The following is a 17,615-nucleotide window of genomic DNA, read 5'->3' as shown; positions in this document are numbered from 1 at the left end:
GACAATTTATTCAACAGGACTACAATAACCTCAATCTAAGAATTTCGCAATGACGCTCTAATGCAATAAAAATATCATTAGAAAACACGTCTCATAAAATGTCAGAGGCGTGTTTTCTATATGATAAAACTTTAACAAAAATACAAAAAAACGGAAAATTGTGTTGATTTTATCCTTCAGATATGTATAATATAGGATAAGGAAAAAGGGAATCAATCCGGTTCCATTCCTTTGGTTTTGTACCATAGAGGCTGTGACCGCAGGTAATATTCTTTGATATGTATTACGGTGAGATGCGGACTGAAGCTATAAATCTGCATTCGCAGATGAATTCCATTTTAGAGAAAAGAGGTTAAGTGTAAGATGGCAAAAATCGATTTAACAAAGTATGGTATTACCGGAACTACAGAAATTGTTTACAACCCCTCTTATGAAATGTTATTTGAAGAGGAGACCAAACCAGGTCTTGAGGGCTTTGAAAAAGGACGGGTCAGCGAGCTTGGCGCTGTTAACGTTATGACAGGTATTTATACCGGACGTTCTCCTAAAGACAAATATATCGTAATGGATGAGAATTCTAAAGACACCGTATGGTGGACATCTGACGAATATAAGAATGATAACCATCCTGCATCACAGGAAGCATGGGAAGCAGTGAAAGAGATCGCTAAGAAAGAGCTCTCCGACAAGAGACTTTTCGTAGTTGATGCATTCTGCGGTGCTAACAAAGATACTCGTATGGCAATCCGTTTTATCGTTGAGGTTGCTTGGCAGGCACACTTTGTAACAAACATGTTCATCCAGCCTACAGAAGAAGAACTGAAAGACTTCGAGCCAGATTTCGTTGTTTACAACGCTTCCAAGGCTAAAGTAGAGAACTACAAAGAATTAGGTCTTAACTCTGAGACAGCTGTAATGTTCAACATTACAAGCCGCGAGCAGGTTATTGTCAATACATGGTATGGCGGAGAGATGAAGAAAGGTATGTTCTCCATGATGAACTACTATCTGCCACTTAAGGGCATCGCTTCCATGCACTGCTCTGCAAATACAGATATGAACGGTGAGAACACCGCTATCTTCTTCGGCCTTTCAGGAACAGGTAAGACTACACTTTCCACAGATCCTAAGAGACTCCTTATCGGTGATGATGAGCACGGCTGGGACGACAACGGAGTGTTCAACTTCGAGGGCGGTTGCTATGCTAAGGTTATCAACCTTGACAAGGATTCTGAGCCGGATATTTACAATGCAATCAAGAGAAATGCTCTTCTTGAGAACGTTACACTTGACGCAGAAGGAAAGATTGATTTCGCTGATAAGAGCGTTACAGAGAACACTCGTGTATCTTATCCGATCAACCACATTGAGAAAATCGTTCGCCCGATTTCTTCCGCACCAGCTGCTAAGAATGTTATCTTCCTTTCCGCAGATGCATTCGGAGTACTTCCTCCAGTATCTATCTTGACACCAGAGCAGACTCAGTACTACTTCCTGTCTGGATTCACAGCTAAACTTGCTGGTACAGAGCGTGGAATCACAGAGCCTACACCTACATTCTCAGCTTGCTTCGGACAGGCATTCCTTGAATTGCATCCGACAAAATACGCTGAAGAGCTGGTTAAGAAAATGGAGAAGAGCGGAGCAAAAGCATACCTGGTTAATACAGGATGGAATGGAACAGGAAAACGTATCTCCATCAAAGATACTCGTGGTATTATCGATGCAATCCTCAGCGGCGCTATCTTAACAGCACCGACTAAGAAGATTCCATTCTTTAACTTTGAGGTTCCTACAGAGCTTACAGGCGTTGACACAGGTATCCTTGATCCTCGTGACACATACGCTGATGCTTCTGAGTGGGAAGTTAAAGCAAAAGATCTTGCAGATCGTTTCGTTAAGAACTTCAAGAAATATGAAGGAAATGCAGCTGGTAAAGCACTTGTTGCAGCTGGTCCTCAGGCATAATCATTTAAGATTATTTATGGGTCTGCCGTATTTACGGCAGGCCCTTTGTTGTTTATACTGGCAATATTTATAAAATGTTTTCTATGAATAAAGAAAACAACCATCACAGCTTGTTGCTATTCACTGTTAACGACCCGCGAGGCGTTTTTTGGGTGAACAAAGTTTAAAGCAAATACGAGAATTACAGCGCGAAATCATGTGAACATGATTTCTGTGCATCGCGAAGCGTGCTGCTGTGAAGGTCGTGAACAGTAATAACAGCTTTTATTGCAAGGGGAAATTGTCGATAGAAAATCCTTTACAAACACATTCATATCTTATATACTATCCATACAGCAACTCAAATGGAAGCCTTATCTATTTCTAAATATCTGCTTCCATCTTTTATTTCAAATACGGATCATTTGCAGTGCACAGCAAGGTCAGTATTCGTTAGGGCATTTCGCCCGTTTTTATCAAGAAAGGAATTATATATGAGCAGAGAGTATGAGGTATTTGTGGAGAGTCTGCGCCAATCTCTAATGGAATGGCTTGGACTTAATGAGAAACAGATTTACTTTGAAGAACGGGACGAAAATGGCATGACACCAAACGGCGACCGGCTGTTTGTAGAGTGCAATGCGTCTTCAGTGGGAAAAGAAGTCTGCGGAATTCACACGGAAGAGCTTTTTGAGGATTATGAGGATGGTGTTTCACTGGAACAGATTGCAAAAACAGTGGAAAGTGAAATACGTAAATTAAAAACAGCTGGATTTTTTGAGAAAACCAAAAATCTGAATAACTACGAAAAGGTGAAAAATGATCTTTTTATCCGGGCACTTAATGTAGAACGCCATGAACGGGAACTGTCGAAGGCAGTATACCGTGTAGTGGGCGATATTGCACTTGTGCTATACATGCAGGTGGGAAATTTGGATGGCCGGATCAGCAGCATGAAAATACGCACGGATAACATAAAAGAATGGGGAAAGGATGAAAAGACAGTTTTTGACGCAGCTCTTCTAAATACGTATTTTATTTCGCCGCCCAGAATTTTTTATTGGGAAAAACTGGTCTACAATCCAGATTATGATGGAGAATGCTTCATGGATCTGAACCATGAATTCTATCTGACAAGGGACAGCATCGGAAGCTGTCTGAGCACTGCCAGAAGGACAAACGGAGCCGTTGCAATATTCTTGCCAGGCGTGGCCAAAAGGCTTGCAGATCTGATGGATGCAGATTTCTATATGGTTTTTACGAGCATTCATGAGGTGATGATCCACAACGCTGATCATTCCTATCCGGAGGATCTTGAAAATGTTTTGAGAGAAACTTTGCGGGAGGCAACTCCGGAAGAAGATTTTCTCACGGACAAAATATACAGATATTGTAGAGAGACCGGAGATTTTCTGATGTATAAAGGCACCGTATTTATTGATTTAAACAAGTTGAAATCTGACAGTGAAGAGAACGGATAAACAGATAGAAACAAGTGTAGTTACGTCATTTTCGGACTTTTTGTACAATGGGTGTTTTCGGCAGAAATTTTGATTGCAAAAAAGAACTGCAGTCAGATTGTAAACCAATCTGCTGCAGTTTCTAAAAACCAAATTATGAATTTCTATCCGAGAATTGCGGAATCGTTGGAGAACTCTTCTCCGCTGGCTTCCTCAAATTTATCAAGAAGCTGTTTTACGGTAAGCTTTTTCTTTTCTTCTCCTTGGATATCAAGAATGATTTTTCCATTCATCATCATGATCAGGCGGTTGCCGTGAGCAATAGCGTCCTTCATGTTATGCGTAATCATCAGTGTAGTAAGGTGATCGCGGTTGACAATCCTGTCTGTGATATCCAGCACCTTGGCAGCTGTTTTGGGGTCAAGGGCAGCGGTATGCTCATCAAGAAGGAGAAGCTTTGGCTTCTGAAGGGTTGCCATGAGAAGCGTAAGTGCCTGTCTCTGACCTCCGGAAAGAAGACCCACCTTAGAGGTAAGACGATCTTCAAGACCAAGATTCAGAATCTTCAGAAGCTCTTTGTACTCTTCTCGTTCGGCTTTTGTAATACCAGAACGAAGAAATCTTGTTTTTCCGCGGCGTTTTGCAAGAGCAAGGTTTTCTTCAATACCCATGGTAGCAGCAGTTCCGGTCATGGGATCCTGGAATACACGTCCCAGATAAGCTGCTCGCTTGTACTCGGAAAGTTTGGTGACATCTGTTCCGTCAATGATGATCTGTCCCTCGTCTACTGGCCATACACCGGCAACTGCGTTCAGCATTGTGGATTTTCCGGCACCATTGCCGCCGATGACAGTAACAAAGTCGCCTTCATTTAATTTCAGGGAAAGCCCGTTCAGAGCCACCTTTTCATTGATGGTTCCTGGATTAAAGGTTTTATATATGTTTTTGATCTCAAGCATTGTTCTTACCTCCGCGTTTTGCTGGTTTTGCGAAATATTTTCCCTTCCAGTAAGGCACTGCCAGGAAGACAGCAACTACAAGTGCAGACAGCATTTTCAGAAGGTCAGTGTCGATACCCATCCAGATAACAGTCTGGAGAACCAGATAGTAGAGAATGGAACCAAATGCTACGGCCAGAAGACGGAGCGCGAAATTGCGGAAAATACGGCTGAAAATCGCTTCGCCGATAATAACAGCAGCAAGTCCGATTACGATAGCACCACGTCCCATATTGACGTCTGCAAATCCCTGATACTGTGCAAGCAAGGCGCTGGAAAGAGCAACAAGTCCGTTGGAAATCATAAGTCCAAGTACTTTGCAAAAATCAGTGTTGATACCCTGTGCACGGGACATGTTTGGATTGCATCCGGTAGCACGGAGGGAACATCCAAGCTCTGTTCCGAAAAACCAGTAAAGAACTGCGATGATCACAACAATAAATAAAGCGACGATAAGAATTGTGTTCTGAGTGATCGGTACATTTTTTATACGGCGTAAGGAAATCAGGATCGGGTATTTATCAACGTTGATAGCCTGGTTTGCTTTTCCCATGATTTTCAGGTTAACAGAGTACAGGGAAAGCTGTGTCAGGATTCCAGCAAGGATGGCCGGGATTCCCATAAAGGTATGGAAAATACCGGTAACAAGACCAGCTGTCATACCAGCCAAAGTGGCAACTAAAAGAGATACCCATACGTTATGTCCGCTGGTCATCATCATGACGCAGACAGCACCTCCGGTACACATGGTACCGTCTACGGTCAGATCGGCGATGTCAAGGACACGGAATGTAAGATATACGCCAATAGCCATAATACCCCAGATCAGACCCTGGGCAGCGGCACCCGGAAGTGCCATGATTAAGTTTGCAATTTGCATGTCTTTATCCTCCTGCATGCGTGATTTGTTTGCTGGAGCGTGTTTGAAAAAACATTTTCGCAATTTGTACGCCCCACTGTGCGGTATATTTTGCCTGAATTCGGTTGTCGTAGCCCGTTACGACGACCTCACCCGGACAAAATCTCCCACAAATTGTGACACACATCTTGCAGAAAGCCTTTTACAAATACACTCTGGTGTTCACTGTGTGAACATCAACATTTGTTTTGTGGACAAATGTTTGAAAAAGACAGTTACTGGAATCTTTATAGTGTTTTGTATGTGGAGTAACTGGCTTTTTGTTATTTGCGTAAACAGAAATATTCATTTTGGAAGAAATGCTATTTTATGCATAATTATGCATAAAATATACTTAAAAATACATTCCTTCAGAAACGACACAAACAGCGAGAGAGGCTTCCCTTCCCGCTGTCTGTGTTGATTACTGTCAGAGTCTTTTGACAAGCTCTAAAAGCAACTGAATGTCTAAATTAACTGTCAAACAAATATGAAAATTTTTATTGTGCATTACTGCATATGTTATAAACCAGTAATTATTCTGCGTCAGCACCGATTGCAACATAGTCATCCGGAACTTCAATTCCCAGCTCAGCACAGATGTCTGCATTGTATTCTTTTGTGAAGTTTGGTGCATATTCGATTGGCATTGTAGAGATATCTTCACCATCTTTCAGAATTTTAACTGCCATTTCACCAGTTGCTTTTCCAAGATCATAGTAGCTGATGGAAAGTGTAGCAACACCGCATCCGGAGCAGATTCCTTCTTCACCTGCGATTACCGGAACCTTTGCCGGAAGGCAGATGTTGTTGATCAGCTCTGTGTTGGAAGCTGCTGTGTTATCGGTAGGAACATAGATAACGTCACTGTCTGCAACTGCATTTGTTACAACAGAAGAAATATCGTTGGAGTCAGAGAATGCGTAGTATTCGCAAGTGTATCCAAGATCTTCAAGAGCTGCCTTCACCGTATCAACCTGATACTGGGAGTTTGGTTCTGCGGAGCAGTACAGAAGTCCTACAGTCTTAGCATCCGGGAAAAGTTCATTCAGCATTGCTGCCTGCTGGTCGAGAGGAGCAAGGTCTGAAGTACCGGAAATATTGCCGCCTACAGTACCATCAAAATCTGTAAGGTCAAGAGCTACGCCATACTCTGTAACTGCAGTTCCAAGAATCGGGATATCGCTTGTTCCGGCAGCAGCTGCCTGAAGAGAAGCAGTAGCATTTGCAAGGATAAGGTCTACGTTACTGGATACGAAGTTGTTGATGATCGTACTACATGTTGCGGAATCACCCTGTGCATTCTGCTCATCAAATGTTACGTTTTCTTCGCCAAGACCTTCTTTTACTGCATCTTCAAATCCCTGTGTTGCTGCATCCAGTGCTTCGTGCTGAACTAACTGGCAGATACCAATATTGTATGTTTTCTGCTCTTCAGCGTGTACGGTTACTGTACCTGCAAGACCTGCTACCATAGCTCCGGTCAGAATTACTGACAAAACCTTTCTTTTCATATTTTATTTCCTCCTTAAAAAGTGTTTTCGTGTTTTAAAGTGCTTTTTCTGCTTTAAAGTATTGCCTGCACAAAATAATACCGCTTTAAAGCGTAAAAGTCAAGTCGCTTTTGTAATTTTTTTACATATCCTAATAGAGAAATAGTATTTGAAAAGGAAATTTTGACATGCCATATTCTATTATGATTGACGCCGGGCATGGCGGCAACGACCCGGGAGCGGTATATAAAGGGCGCAGAGAGAAAGATGACAATTTTGCTCTGGCTATGGAGGTTGGAAGAATTCTGTCTGAAAACGGAGTTGATGTTTTATATACAAGAACTACAGATGATTACATTTCTCCTTTTGAGCGGGCAAGGCTGGCAAATGAGGCAAAAGTGGATTTTTTTATCTCTTTTCACAGGAACAGCAGCCCTGAGGTGAATCAGTATAATGGTGTAGAAGTGCTGGTTTATGATAAAAACGGAATTAAGTATGAAATGGCACAGAATATTGTAGGTGCTCTGGGCGAATTGGGATTCCGTGAAATTGGAGTTCAGGCAAGACCGGGCCTTGTTGTGCTGCGAAAAACAAAAATGCCGGCGTTGCTTATTGAAACCGGATTTTTAAATTCTGACAAAGATAATCAGCTTTATGATGAAAAAAATGCTGAGATCGCGCAGGCTATTGCCGGGGCGATTCTTGGAACTCTGGATCAGCAGCAGGGTGAAGAACCTTTGTATTACCGTGTACAGACTGGAGCTTTTCGCAAACGGGAAAATGCGGATCGAATGCTTTACTTGCTTCAGGAAAAAGGTTATCCGGCATATATTTTGCAGGATGGAGAACTTTATAAGGTTCAGGTAGGTGCATTTTTACAGCTGGATAATGCTATCCGTATGGAACAGAAATTGCGGGAGGATGGGTACTGTACGTTGATTGTGACGAAGTGAAAAGAAAGTAGAAAAAAGCAGGAAAAAAAGTTATAATGGAAAATCATAAGTGCAGGGGAAAGTCCTCTGGCAGAAAGAAGGAACAAAAGCGTGAATTATAATGAATTTATGAAAAATGTGGAGGAGTTTGTTTTTGCCGAGAGCCAGCCGGAAAAAGCAGATATCATTTTCGTGCCGGGAAATGGTTTCCCGGATATGGCAGAAAAAGCAGCTTCTTTATATAGAGAAGGATATGCCCCCTATATTTTGCCAAGCGGAAGATACAGTATTACACTTGGCAAATTTGCAGGTGTGCAGTCAAAAAAAGAAATATATGGCGGAGATTATGAGACTGAATGGGAATTCCTTAAAAATGTACTTTTGAAAAACGGAGTTCCGGAAGAGGCTATTCTGAGGGAAAATCAGGCTACCTTTACCTATGAAAATGCAATTTTTTCCAGACAGGTGACAGACCTTCACAAAATTCATGTGAAAAAAGCGATTCTGTGCTGCAAAACTTACCATGCCAGAAGATCGCTGATGTATTATCAGCTTTTATATCCGGAGACGGTAATTATGGTATGCCCGGCCTGCCCGGATGGAATTACCAGGGAGAACTGGAGAGAAACAGAAACTGGTGTGGAGGCTGTTACCGGCGAAATAGACAGGATTGTCAAGCAGTTTTGTTTAATGCTGGGAAATCGGTGAGATAAGAAAAATCCGAATGATCCGTTTTGGAAACATTCGGATTTTTACAATTGAAATCTACCGGAAATATCGGCATTTGCAGGCTTGCAGATTATGAAAAAATCAGCAGTATGACAGATTCATTTATGCGTCAGCAGCTTCTGGATTTTCTTTATGCTCTGGCAGCCAGATATGCACCAGTTCAATACGGTTTTTATCCAGTTCATCTACAACAAGATGCATGCCGTCTTCCAAGGTGACAGATTCGCCCTCGCGTGGGAGGCAGTCAAGCTGTTCAATAATATATCCGCCTACAGAATCGTAGTCCTCTGATTCAAGTTTGGTACCCAGTGCTTCGTTGACATCATCCAGTTTGGCAGAACCAAGAACTTCATACTCCCGGCCAGGCTGAATCTCACGGATTGGTTCTTCCTCATCTTCGTCATATTCATCACGGATTTCACCTACGATTTCCTCCAGAAGATCCTCAAGAGTGACAAGACCGGCAGTGGAGCCGTATTCGTCGAGAACAATTGCAAGGTTTACGGAAGCCTTCCGCATTTCCATCATAAGATCTGTGGTACGCTTATATTCATAAGTGAAATAAGGCTCACGGAGAATCTTACGGATAGAAAACTGTTCATTTTCCGGATAGAGAAGAAGATCTTTAATATTGATAATTCCAATTACATTGTCTGTGTTATCCTCATAAACAGGAAAACGGGTGTGCATATCTTCTTTGAAAATATCCATAAGTTCCTGATAAGTGGAATCCACGTCAATAAAAGTCATGTCAATTCTGGGAATCATTACATCTTTGGCAGCAGAATCACCGAAATCAAACACATTGTAGATCATCTGCTTTTCTTCCCTCTCAATAACACCGTTTTCCTGCCCTACATTTACCATAGAACGAAGCTCATGCTCTGTGATGGTGTCCTTCTTCGCATTGGGATCAACACGAAGGAGAAAAAGAATGCCGTTAGCCAGTTTTCCCACAATGTAAATAACCGGGGTCAGTACTGTCATAAGCGCATATATAGGTCTGGCATAGGTGAGCGCCAGATCATCCGCTTTCAGTGTGGCAATGGTCTTCGGGGTAATCTCGCCAAACAGAAGTACCAGTAATGTCATAACGCCGGTAGCCACGCCGATATACATGCTCCCAAATACTTTCATGGTAAAAGTGGTAGCAAGGGAAGAGGCTGCAATGTTTACAATGTTGTTTCCGATTAAAATTGTGCTGAGCATTTTTCCAGAATTGGAAATTATTTTCTCCAGGATAATGGCTCGCTTGTTTCCCTGTTCAGCCAGGGAATGGATCCGAATGCGGTTGGCAGCCGTCATGGATGTCTCCGCAGAGGAAAAGAAGGCGGACAACAGCACCAGAATCAGTATGGTGACCGCCTGTATAGGGACACTTGAATCCAAACTATATTCACTCCTTTTTTTATGTATTAAAAAGAATATACATGATTCAGGCTTAAAATGCAAGGAAAAAGTATTTGAATTGTTACTGTTCCTGGTAACATTCCGCGAGGTGTTTTTTGTGAACAAAGTTCACAGAAAACCCGAAAATTAAGTTTGCGCAGCAAACGCTACTTCTTGTGCTTGTCACAAGAAGGTTCGTTTTTCTGTGCATCGCGAAGCGCGTTACTGGTCACGGAATGAACAGTACTTTGAGTTTATGGATTGCGAAAAGTAACGAAAAAAGTGGAATTAGGGGTGTCGAAAAAAGAAGAACTGTGTTATAATTCAGTTCGGTAAAAAAATAAATTATTACAAAATATTTACAAAAGAGTAAAGATTTGATATAGTGTAGGTTAAGGGCTGAATAACTACTGTGAATCACAGTGTGAAAATTCACCTGTTTATAATTTTAGATTGATTTTGGACAGTTGTACTGCCTTTGGATTATATAGGTTTTATGATTGATGTGGATTTGGCTAGAGCGTGTTTGAAAAAGGCTTTCTGCAAGATGTGCGTCACAATTTGTGGGAGATTTCGCTCGAATGAGGGCGCCGTAGCGGGCTACGGCAACTGAATTCGGGTGAAATCTCCCGCAAAGTGGGGCGTGCAGATTGCGGGAATGATTTTTCAAACAGGCTCTAGGGATGTGGGCAGTTACATTTAATATACATATTACGACAGAGGTGCCAGGATGAAAAAGAAGAAAAACGTTATGTACAGAAAAAGCGTATCATTACTTGCGGCAGCTGCGATGACAGCAGTACTTATGACTGGACAGGTTTATCCAGTAGCTGCATGGGGGCAGAATACAGAGACCAGACTTGAGAAATCCAGTCTGATTCCGGATAATATCACAATTGATCAGCCAGTTGCTCTTTCGGAAGTGGCATTGCCCAAGAGTGATTATGGAACGCTTTCCTGGGCAGATGATTCATATATACCGGATAAAAGAGTGCAGACCTGCGAAGTAGTATTTAAACCAGCAGCAGACGTGGATCTTTCTTATATTTCCGGATGGGATTCTGAGAAAAAAGTTGTGAAAGGTAAGATCACAGTTGTTGTCAGCAGCATAGAAGAGAGTTCTGAAGATCAGCCTTCTGATACTGCTGCAGATGTGGAAACAGGTGATGAGAGCAGTGAAGCATCTGTCCCGGATGACACAACTTCTGACAATAAAGATACAGATATAAAATCTGATGATGAGGCAGTTCCAGGTGAGAATCAGCAGAATGATTCAGAAACTTCAGGGAAGACAGAAGATCAGACTGAGAATGCGGAAAACAAGCAGAACAGTGAAGCAGATAAGAAAGAAGAAACCATCGAGAGCACTCCTGCTTCTAATGAAGCAAAATCTGAAGACAACACCGAAGCTGCTGCGGGAATTACAACCCCGGCAGAAAAAACAGAAGCAGCGGCTCCTGCAATGGAAGAAACTGTAGATTCTGAAGATATTCAGGAGGAAGCTGCAGAAGAGTCAAAAGCTGATACAAGTTCAGATACAGCTGCAGAAGAGTCAAAAGCTGATACAGGTTCAGATACAGCCGCAGATAGCATAGAGAGTACAAATTCTGATAATGGTGAGGATGCAGCATCTGACAATGTGCAGACTGCAGATTCTTCAGAAGATACTGGAAAACTGAACGAAACTTTTGGTGAGATGATGCCTGGTGCTACCATTCTTGATGGTACAGGGGATTCTGGAAAAAATGAGAACACAGAAGAGAAAAAAGATACCACAGATACAACAGACACCACGGAAGTAAAAGACACAACAGACCCTACAGAGGATGACCAGAAAAATATATTTGATAATCCTCTTGACTTTACCACAGCGGATACAAGACCGGCAACTGTTGAGGAAGATCTCACAGAAGAAGAGCAGGCTGCAAGGGCAGCCCAGAATCACAGCTGTGAGGGGATTTCTGTATCAGGTATAGATCTTCCCTGGTATGTTCAGTTCCAGGTGACCAGTGGTGAAAATTACGAATTTAAAAATGAAGATAAAGCTACTATCTTCCAATCCTATGAATTTAAATTATGGGATCTGAAGAATAATACAGAGTATGAAATTCCGGATGGACAGTATGTAAGCGTAACGATTCCTGTCAAAGAAGGATATAAATATTCGATTGAGCATCTTCTTGATAATGGTGCGACAGAGACCATTATTCCCAGTGTAAACGGAAACACCATGGTATTCAGCACACATTCTTTCAGCCCGTTTGGAATTGCAGGTTTTCGTCCAATCGTAGGAGAGGATATTGCCAATGGAGCGTATGGCGATGGAAGTACACCAACTCCTACACCTACTGTGATGATCAGTGGAACACCTACCCCGTCTCCATCTGTGACCGGAGCTGGTACGAATGGAACAAATGGATCCGGAACGGGTAAAACGGATAGCAATAGCGGAAATGAAACTGGTGGAAATACAGGTGATTCAAATGGAATCAGCAATGGAAATACAAATGGCTCTTCCAATGGGACTTCAGGAACCGGAAATGGTGGTTCTTCATCTGGTACCGGAAGCTCTGACGGCAGTGACAATTCCGGAACCAGCAATACACCAGGTGTGGCATCTGATGGAACTATAAATTCTGGCACAACAGATGGCAGTTCTTCAAATGGAACAGGTTCCAGTACAAATGCGGGACAGACTGCAGGAAACACTACAGGCAACACTGCAGGAAATACGGCTGCTACCTCAAACGGAAATAACGGTCAGAGTCAGACCTCAAATGCAGTAAAAACTGGTGACAACACCATGATCCTTCCCTTTGTGATCCTTGTGATCGCTGCAGCCGCTGTGATCATTATTGTGATTATTGTCCGCAAAAAGAAAAGATAAAGCAGACAGGATAATTAAAACGGACATTCATAATCCATGAATAACGAAGCCAGCCCTTCCATATATTACATATGGGAGGGCTGTTTTTATGAAAGTAAAAGTCATTTTAAAATCTTTACTTTTTTCCTATGCAGTTACCGGAGCGTTTCTTTTGCTTCTGGCATTCCTTTTATTCCAGTTTGACCTGGGAGAAAAGCCTGTGTCAGCAGGAATTGTAGCTGTGTATATTTTGTCCTGTTTTTCAGGAGGCTTCATGTCAGGAAAAATTCTGCGCAAAGATAAGTATTTATGGGGAATTCTGGTAGGGGCTTTTTACTATTTGCTTTTGATTACAGTATCTTTTGTAGTGCAGGGAAAATGGGAAATGAGTCTGGTACATGCAGTAACTACTTTTTTTATGTGTCTGGGTGGTGGTGCTCTTGGTGGGATGTTGTCTTAGAGCGTGTTTGAGAAATCATTCCCGCATTTTTTGAAAAGATTCGCACTCTGTCCAATAAAAAATGCTTTAAAAATAAAAAAAAATATGATATACTAGGCAAAGATTATATACATAAGGAGGCTAATACTATGCAGCATATCAAAACATTAAATACAAAGAACCTGCAGAACACTGTAAAGAAAGGCGGCTGCGGCGAGTGCCAGACATCATGTCAGTCCGCATGCAAGACATCCTGTACAGTAGGAAACCAGAGCTGCGAGAACAAATAAGTCGGGCAACTGGAAACGTATGTAAGCAGCGGTGTAAAAGCCGCTGCTTATTCATGCAATAGGAAAGAATGAAAGGATATACTAACATGAGTCTGATTCACCGTTATCAGAACAATGGCTACAACATCGTGCTGGACATCAACAGCGGATGTATCCATGTTGTGGATGAAGTGACCTACGAAGTACTTCCTTATATGGAAGAAGGTCTGGACACAGCTGCCATTGTAGGAAAACTGGGAGATCAGTTTTCAGAAGAAGATATTAAGACATCAGTGGCAGAGTGTGAGAAGCTGAAAGCCGATGGCATGCTTTTCACCAGAGATGTATATGAGAATGCTATTGATACATTTACCAAGAACCGTCAGACAGTGGTAAAAGCGCTCTGTCTGCACATCGCCCACGATTGTAACCTTGCCTGTCGCTACTGCTTTGCAGAAGAAGGAGAGTACCACGGAAGACGAGCTCTCATGTCTTTTGAGGTAGGGAAGAAGGCACTGGATTTCCTGATCGCTAATTCAGGCTCCAGACACAATCTGGAGGTGGATTTCTTTGGCGGCGAGCCGCTTATGAACTGGCAGGTTGTTAAGGACCTGGTAGCATACGGCCGTGAGCAGGAGAAAATCCACAATAAAAAATTCCGTTTTACCCTTACTACCAACGGTGTTCTGCTGAACGATGAGGTAATGGAATTCTGCAACAAAGAGATGGGAAATGTGGTCCTCAGTATTGATGGCCGTAAGGAAGTTCACGATTTTATGCGCCCATTCCGCAAAGGGGCAGGAAGCTATGATCTGATCCTTCCGAAGTTTCAGAAATTTGCAGAGTCCCGTAACCAGGACAAGTATTATGTAAGAGGAACCTTCACTCATCATAATCTTGATTTCTCCCAGGATGTTCTTCATCTTGCAGACCTTGGATTCAAGCAGATTTCTGTAGAGCCTGTAGTGGCAGATCCATCTGAGGAGTATGCACTTCGGGAGGAAGACCTGCCGAAGATCATGGAAGAATACGACCTTCTTGCGAAAGAGATGATAAAACGCGAGAAAGAAGGCAAAGGTTTTAATTTCTTCCATTTCATGATCGACCTTACCGGTGGCCCTTGTGTATACAAGAGACTTTCCGGATGCGGAAGCGGCACAGAATATCTTGCCGTAACTCCATGGGGGGATTTCTACCCATGCCACCAGTTTGTTGGGGAAGAAGAATATCTGATGGGAAATGTGGATGAAGGGATTACGAGACCTGACATCCAGAAGGATTTCGGATGCTGCAATGTTTACACCAAGCCAGCCTGCAAGGATTGTTTTGCAAGATTCTACTGCAGTGGCGGATGCGCAGCAAACGGATATCATGCCCATAAGGATATCAGAAGCAATTATGAAATCGGATGCGAGCTCCAGAGGAAGCGTGTGGAGTGCGCCATCATGATAAAAGCTGCACTGGCAGAAGACTGATAGCACTTCGCCAGCTGCGAAGATTTCTGTCAGTCCCTGCTTTTGCGAAAAACAAAAAAGAAGGGACAGAACAATGAAAAAATCAAGAGGTATCTTAGTCCTGATCCTGACTGCCATCGTTACCGTGTTCTTCTGCTATACGGCTGCTGTAGGCATTGGCCCTACAGGAACCGGTGCTATGAAGAATATCAAGACCGGACTTGATCTGGCTGGTGGTGTCAGCATTACATATCAGGCAAAGGACAGTAACCCAAGCAGTGAAGACATGAGTGATACTGTGTACAAGCTGCAGAAACGTGTTGAGCAGTACAGTACAGAGGCTCAGGTATATCAGGAAGGATCTGACCGTATCAATGTAGAGATTCCTGGTGTAACAGATGCAAATGCTATTCTGGAAGAACTTGGCCAGCCAGGTTCCCTGTGCTTTATCACACAGCAGGATGAGGATGGAAACGCAAATTTTCAGGCAGATTCCAGCAGCGAGACCGGATACTCTCTGGCAAGAAGTCTTGACGAGATCCGTGCAGCCGGCTCTGTGGTTTTGGAAGGTACAGATGTGGCAGATGCTACAGGCGGTGCAATCCAGCAGCAGAATTCCAGCAGCAGAGAGTACGTGGTAGATCTGACTCTTACAGACGAGGGAAAAACAAAATTCGCAGAGGCAACTCAGAACAATGTTGGAAAACAGATCGCGATTATCTATGACAACGGCGTATTAAGCGCTCCAAGAGTAAATGAAGCCATCACAGGCGGTAAGGCACAGATCAGTGGTATGGAAAGTGTTGAGAGAGCACAGGAGCTTGCTTCCTATATCCGTATCGGATCCCTGAGCCTTGAACTGACAGAGCTTCGTTCCAGCGTTGTAGCTGCACAGCTCGGTGAAGAAGCAATCTCCACCAGCCTTATTGCAGGTCTGATCGGTCTGATCATCGTAATTCTGTTTATGATCATCGCTTACCGTGTACCTGGTGCAGTTGCAGGCCTTTCCCTGATTTTCTACACAGCGACCATTCTGCTTACCTTAAATGCATTTGACATTACCCTTACGCTTCCGGGTATTGCAGGTATCATCCTTGGCATTGGTATGGCAGTAGATGCGAATGTTATTATTTATGCACGTATCCGTGAGGAAATCGGTACAGGCTCTACCGTAAGATCCGCGATCAAAGCTGGTTTCTCCAAGGCTTTTTCCGCAATCTTTGACGGAAACATCACAACCCTGATCGCAGCATTCGTTCTGATGTGGCTGGGTACTGGTTCTGTTAAAGGATTTGCATATACACTGGCACTTGGTATTGTGATTTCCATGTTTACAGCTCTGGTATTTTCCAGACTTGTGATCAATGCATTATATGCAGTTGGCGTTCGCGATGAGAAATTCTATGGAAAGACTGAAGAGAAGAAAGTTATTAACTTTGTTGGAAAGAGAAGATTATGCTTCACCCTTTCCATTATCCTGATCCTTGCCGGACCAGCCACTATGCTGATCCACAAGGCTACAGGCGGAAAAGCCCTGAACTACAGCCTTGAGTTTTCAGGTGGTACTTCTACCAATGTCACCTTTAACGAAGATATGGACATTAAGACCATTGATTCTGAGGTTACACCTGTAGTGGAAGAGGTTACAGGAGATAAGAATGTACAGCCTACTAAGGTTGTTGGAACAAATCAGGTTATCATCAAGACACGTTCCCTGAATCTTGACGAACGTGAGGCACTGAATAAGGCACTTGTTGACAAGTTTGGTGTAGATGAATCCCTGATCCAGGCAGAGAGTATTTCCTCCACTGTCAGCAACGAAATGAGAAGAGATGCTGTAGTAGCCGTTTTTGTTGCCACTATTTTCATGCTTCTTTACATCTGGTTCCGTTTCAAGGATATCCGTTTTGCAGGCAGCGCAGTACTTGCACTTCTTCATGATGTTCTGGTTGTCCTTACATTCTATGCGATTTCCAGAATTTCCGTAGGAAATACTTTTATCGCTTGTATGTTGACTATCGTTGGTTATTCTATCAACGCCACGATCGTTATCTTCGACCGTATCCGTGAGAATCTTCACGGAAGCAAGCGCGTAGATGAGCTCGAGGAAGTGGTGAATAAGAGTATTACACAGACACTTACCAGAAGTATTTATACTTCCCTTACTACCTTTATCATGGTAGCTGTTCTTTATATCATGGGTGTATCTTCCATCCGTGAGTTCGCAGCTCCGCTGATGGTTGGTATTATCTGCGGTGCTTATTCTTCTGTATGCATTACCGGAGCTCTCTGGCTGGTAATGAAAAAGAAAATCGGCGGCGGACAGGCTCAGACTGTAAAAGCTACAGCTGGTGCTGCTCCGGTTAAACAGTCTGTTTCAAGTGCAAAGGCACCAAGTGCTCCAGCTGCAAATGGACAGACCCAGCCGAAGAAGAAAAATCGTAAGAGAGTTCAGGAGCGTCTTGCAGCCCAGGAGGCGGCTAAGAATGCTGAGAATGGTTCTTCTGAGGAAGACAGATAATTAAATGAACTTAAGCCAGGACAGGTGGAAACATCTGTCCTGGCTTGCTTTTTGTGTGAAATTCTATTACTATTTAGTGTGTTGAAAGTTGTTCAAGGCGGACGCATTCGGACAATGGTGATTGCTCACTCGCCGGCGCAACACTCCAGCGAACTAACTGCTAACTGCGACTAAATCGTTCAGGAGAGCCTTCACGATTAAGTCTCCGTAAGCAGTGGAT

The 17,615-nt window shown here is 43.0% G+C and carries 14 protein-coding genes and 3 pseudogenes; 11 read left to right on the top strand and 6 right to left on the bottom strand.

The window, feature by feature from the left end:
- Window positions 1–363: 363 nt before the first annotated feature.
- Entirely contained in the window at window positions 364–1,968 is a 1,605-nt protein-coding gene (gene pckA / locus AB5706_RS21275; protein WP_148461930.1) for a phosphoenolpyruvate carboxykinase (ATP), read from the top strand.
- 473 nt (window positions 1,969–2,441) lie between these two features.
- Window positions 2,442–3,428: a DUF5688 family protein gene (locus tag AB5706_RS21270; RefSeq protein ID WP_173772844.1), complete on the top strand. Its 987-nt coding sequence runs from the start codon at window positions 2,442–2,444 to the stop codon at window positions 3,426–3,428.
- Window positions 3,429–3,571: 143 nt separating this feature from the next.
- Here AB5706_RS21270 and AB5706_RS21265 read toward each other — a convergent pair whose 3' ends face one another.
- The 3 genes and pseudogenes from AB5706_RS21265 to AB5706_RS21255 form a co-directional block, all read right to left on the bottom strand.
- On the bottom strand, window positions 3,572–4,366 hold the full coding sequence (locus AB5706_RS21265; RefSeq protein WP_118578495.1) for an ABC transporter ATP-binding protein: 795 nt from the start codon (window positions 4,364–4,366) through the stop codon (window positions 3,572–3,574).
- Window positions 4,359–5,285 carry an ABC transporter permease gene (locus AB5706_RS21260; RefSeq protein ID WP_118578496.1) on the bottom strand — a complete coding sequence of 309 codons (927 nt, stop codon included), beginning with the start codon at window positions 5,283–5,285 and terminating at the stop codon, window positions 4,359–4,361. The genes AB5706_RS21265 and AB5706_RS21260 overlap by 8 nt, the downstream gene beginning before the upstream one ends.
- A 4-nt stretch (window positions 5,286–5,289) precedes the next feature.
- A pseudogene (locus tag AB5706_RS21255) lies at window positions 5,290–5,454 on the bottom strand (DUF6783 domain-containing protein); the annotation flags it as partial.
- Here AB5706_RS21255 and AB5706_RS21250 point away from each other — a divergent pair.
- Window positions 5,380–5,727, top strand: a complete 348-nt coding sequence (locus tag AB5706_RS21250) for a DUF6783 domain-containing protein (protein ID WP_306467812.1) — start codon at window positions 5,380–5,382, stop codon at window positions 5,725–5,727. The pseudogene AB5706_RS21255 and the gene AB5706_RS21250 sit on opposite strands and share 75 nt — an antisense overlap.
- Before the next feature lie 112 nt (window positions 5,728–5,839).
- On the opposite strand, the gene AB5706_RS21245 is transcribed toward AB5706_RS21250, so the two are convergent.
- A complete protein-coding gene (locus AB5706_RS21245; RefSeq protein WP_173715881.1) occupies window positions 5,840–6,817 on the bottom strand; it encodes an ABC transporter substrate-binding protein in 978 nt (325 codons plus the stop codon).
- Between the two features lie 167 nt (window positions 6,818–6,984).
- On the opposite strand from AB5706_RS21245, the gene AB5706_RS21240 reads away from it, so the two are divergent.
- Together AB5706_RS21240 and AB5706_RS21235 are read left to right on the top strand one after the other, a co-directional pair.
- Window positions 6,985–7,749: an N-acetylmuramoyl-L-alanine amidase gene (locus AB5706_RS21240; protein ID WP_118578498.1), complete on the top strand. Its 765-nt coding sequence runs from the start codon at window positions 6,985–6,987 to the stop codon at window positions 7,747–7,749.
- 90 nt (window positions 7,750–7,839) lie between these two features.
- Window positions 7,840–8,436 carry a YdcF family protein gene (locus AB5706_RS21235; RefSeq protein ID WP_368366309.1) on the top strand — a complete coding sequence of 199 codons (597 nt, stop codon included), beginning with the start codon at window positions 7,840–7,842 and terminating at the stop codon, window positions 8,434–8,436.
- 123 nt (window positions 8,437–8,559) lie between these two features.
- Here AB5706_RS21235 and AB5706_RS21230 read toward each other — a convergent pair whose 3' ends face one another.
- Both AB5706_RS21230 and AB5706_RS21225 read right to left on the bottom strand, forming a co-directional pair.
- Window positions 8,560–9,846, bottom strand: a complete 1,287-nt coding sequence (locus AB5706_RS21230; RefSeq protein ID WP_226815220.1) for an HlyC/CorC family transporter — start codon at window positions 9,844–9,846, stop codon at window positions 8,560–8,562.
- Between the two features lie 448 nt (window positions 9,847–10,294).
- A pseudogene (locus AB5706_RS21225) lies at window positions 10,295–10,456 on the bottom strand (DUF6783 domain-containing protein); the annotation flags it as partial.
- Between AB5706_RS21225 and AB5706_RS21220 the strand changes: the two are divergent.
- From AB5706_RS21220 to secD, 6 genes and pseudogenes are all read left to right on the top strand, one after another.
- Window positions 10,385–10,549: pseudogene (locus tag AB5706_RS21220) on the top strand (DUF6783 domain-containing protein); the annotation flags it as partial. The pseudogenes AB5706_RS21225 and AB5706_RS21220 sit on opposite strands and share 72 nt — an antisense overlap.
- Before the next feature lie 27 nt (window positions 10,550–10,576).
- Complete coding sequence (locus AB5706_RS21215) at window positions 10,577–12,733, top strand: hypothetical protein (RefSeq protein ID WP_368366308.1); 2,157 nt, start codon at window positions 10,577–10,579, stop codon at window positions 12,731–12,733.
- An 88-nt stretch (window positions 12,734–12,821) separates the two neighbouring features.
- The gene (locus AB5706_RS21210; protein WP_118584282.1) at window positions 12,822–13,172 is read left to right on the top strand and encodes a TIGR04086 family membrane protein; all 351 of its coding nucleotides are present in this window, start codon (window positions 12,822–12,824) and stop codon (window positions 13,170–13,172) included.
- A 128-nt stretch (window positions 13,173–13,300) separates the two neighbouring features.
- Window positions 13,301–13,441 carry a six-cysteine ranthipeptide SCIFF gene (scfA, locus tag AB5706_RS21205; RefSeq protein WP_021926839.1) on the top strand — a complete coding sequence of 47 codons (141 nt, stop codon included), beginning with the start codon at window positions 13,301–13,303 and terminating at the stop codon, window positions 13,439–13,441.
- Window positions 13,442–13,533: 92 nt separating this feature from the next.
- A complete protein-coding gene (gene scfB / locus AB5706_RS21200) occupies window positions 13,534–14,895 on the top strand; it encodes a thioether cross-link-forming SCIFF peptide maturase (protein ID WP_118584284.1) in 1,362 nt (453 codons plus the stop codon).
- 73 nt (window positions 14,896–14,968) lie between these two features.
- Complete coding sequence (gene secD, locus AB5706_RS21195; RefSeq protein WP_187566047.1) at window positions 14,969–17,395, top strand: protein translocase subunit SecD; 2,427 nt, start codon at window positions 14,969–14,971, stop codon at window positions 17,393–17,395.
- Window positions 17,396–17,615 lie beyond the last annotated feature (220 nt).

The sequence above is a fragment of the Ruminococcus sp. RTP21484sp1_RTP21277st1_D2_RTP21277_210401 genome, from assembly GCF_040924225.1.
GTDB classification, from domain to species: Bacteria; Bacillota; Clostridia; order Lachnospirales; family Lachnospiraceae; genus Blautia_A; species Blautia_A faecis.
Note: the sequence above shows the minus strand (reverse complement) of the source record. Positions and strands in the feature narration are given on the sequence as shown.

What these genes read in the sequence shown, in the direction of transcription:
- secD (WP_187566047.1), top strand. Translation starts at nt 14,969, where the DNA reads ATGAAAAAATCAAGAGGTATCTTAGTCCTGATCCTGACTGCCATCGTT.
- AB5706_RS21210 (WP_118584282.1), top strand. Translation starts at nt 12,822, where the DNA reads ATGAAAGTAAAAGTCATTTTAAAATCTTTACTTTTTTCCTATGCAGTT.
- scfA (WP_021926839.1), top strand. Translation starts at nt 13,301, where the DNA reads ATGCAGCATATCAAAACATTAAATACAAAGAACCTGCAGAACACTGTA.
- pckA (WP_148461930.1), top strand. Translation starts at nt 364, where the DNA reads ATGGCAAAAATCGATTTAACAAAGTATGGTATTACCGGAACTACAGAA.
- AB5706_RS21270 (WP_173772844.1), top strand. Translation starts at nt 2,442, where the DNA reads ATGAGCAGAGAGTATGAGGTATTTGTGGAGAGTCTGCGCCAATCTCTA.
- AB5706_RS21265 (WP_118578495.1), bottom strand. Translation starts at nt 4,366, where the DNA reads ATGCTTGAGATCAAAAACATATATAAAACCTTTAATCCAGGAACCATC.
- AB5706_RS21245 (WP_173715881.1), bottom strand. Translation starts at nt 6,817, where the DNA reads ATGAAAAGAAAGGTTTTGTCAGTAATTCTGACCGGAGCTATGGTAGCA.
- AB5706_RS21260 (WP_118578496.1), bottom strand. Translation starts at nt 5,285, where the DNA reads ATGCAAATTGCAAACTTAATCATGGCACTTCCGGGTGCCGCTGCCCAG.
- AB5706_RS21240 (WP_118578498.1), top strand. Translation starts at nt 6,985, where the DNA reads ATGCCATATTCTATTATGATTGACGCCGGGCATGGCGGCAACGACCCG.
- AB5706_RS21215 (WP_368366308.1), top strand. Translation starts at nt 10,577, where the DNA reads ATGAAAAAGAAGAAAAACGTTATGTACAGAAAAAGCGTATCATTACTT.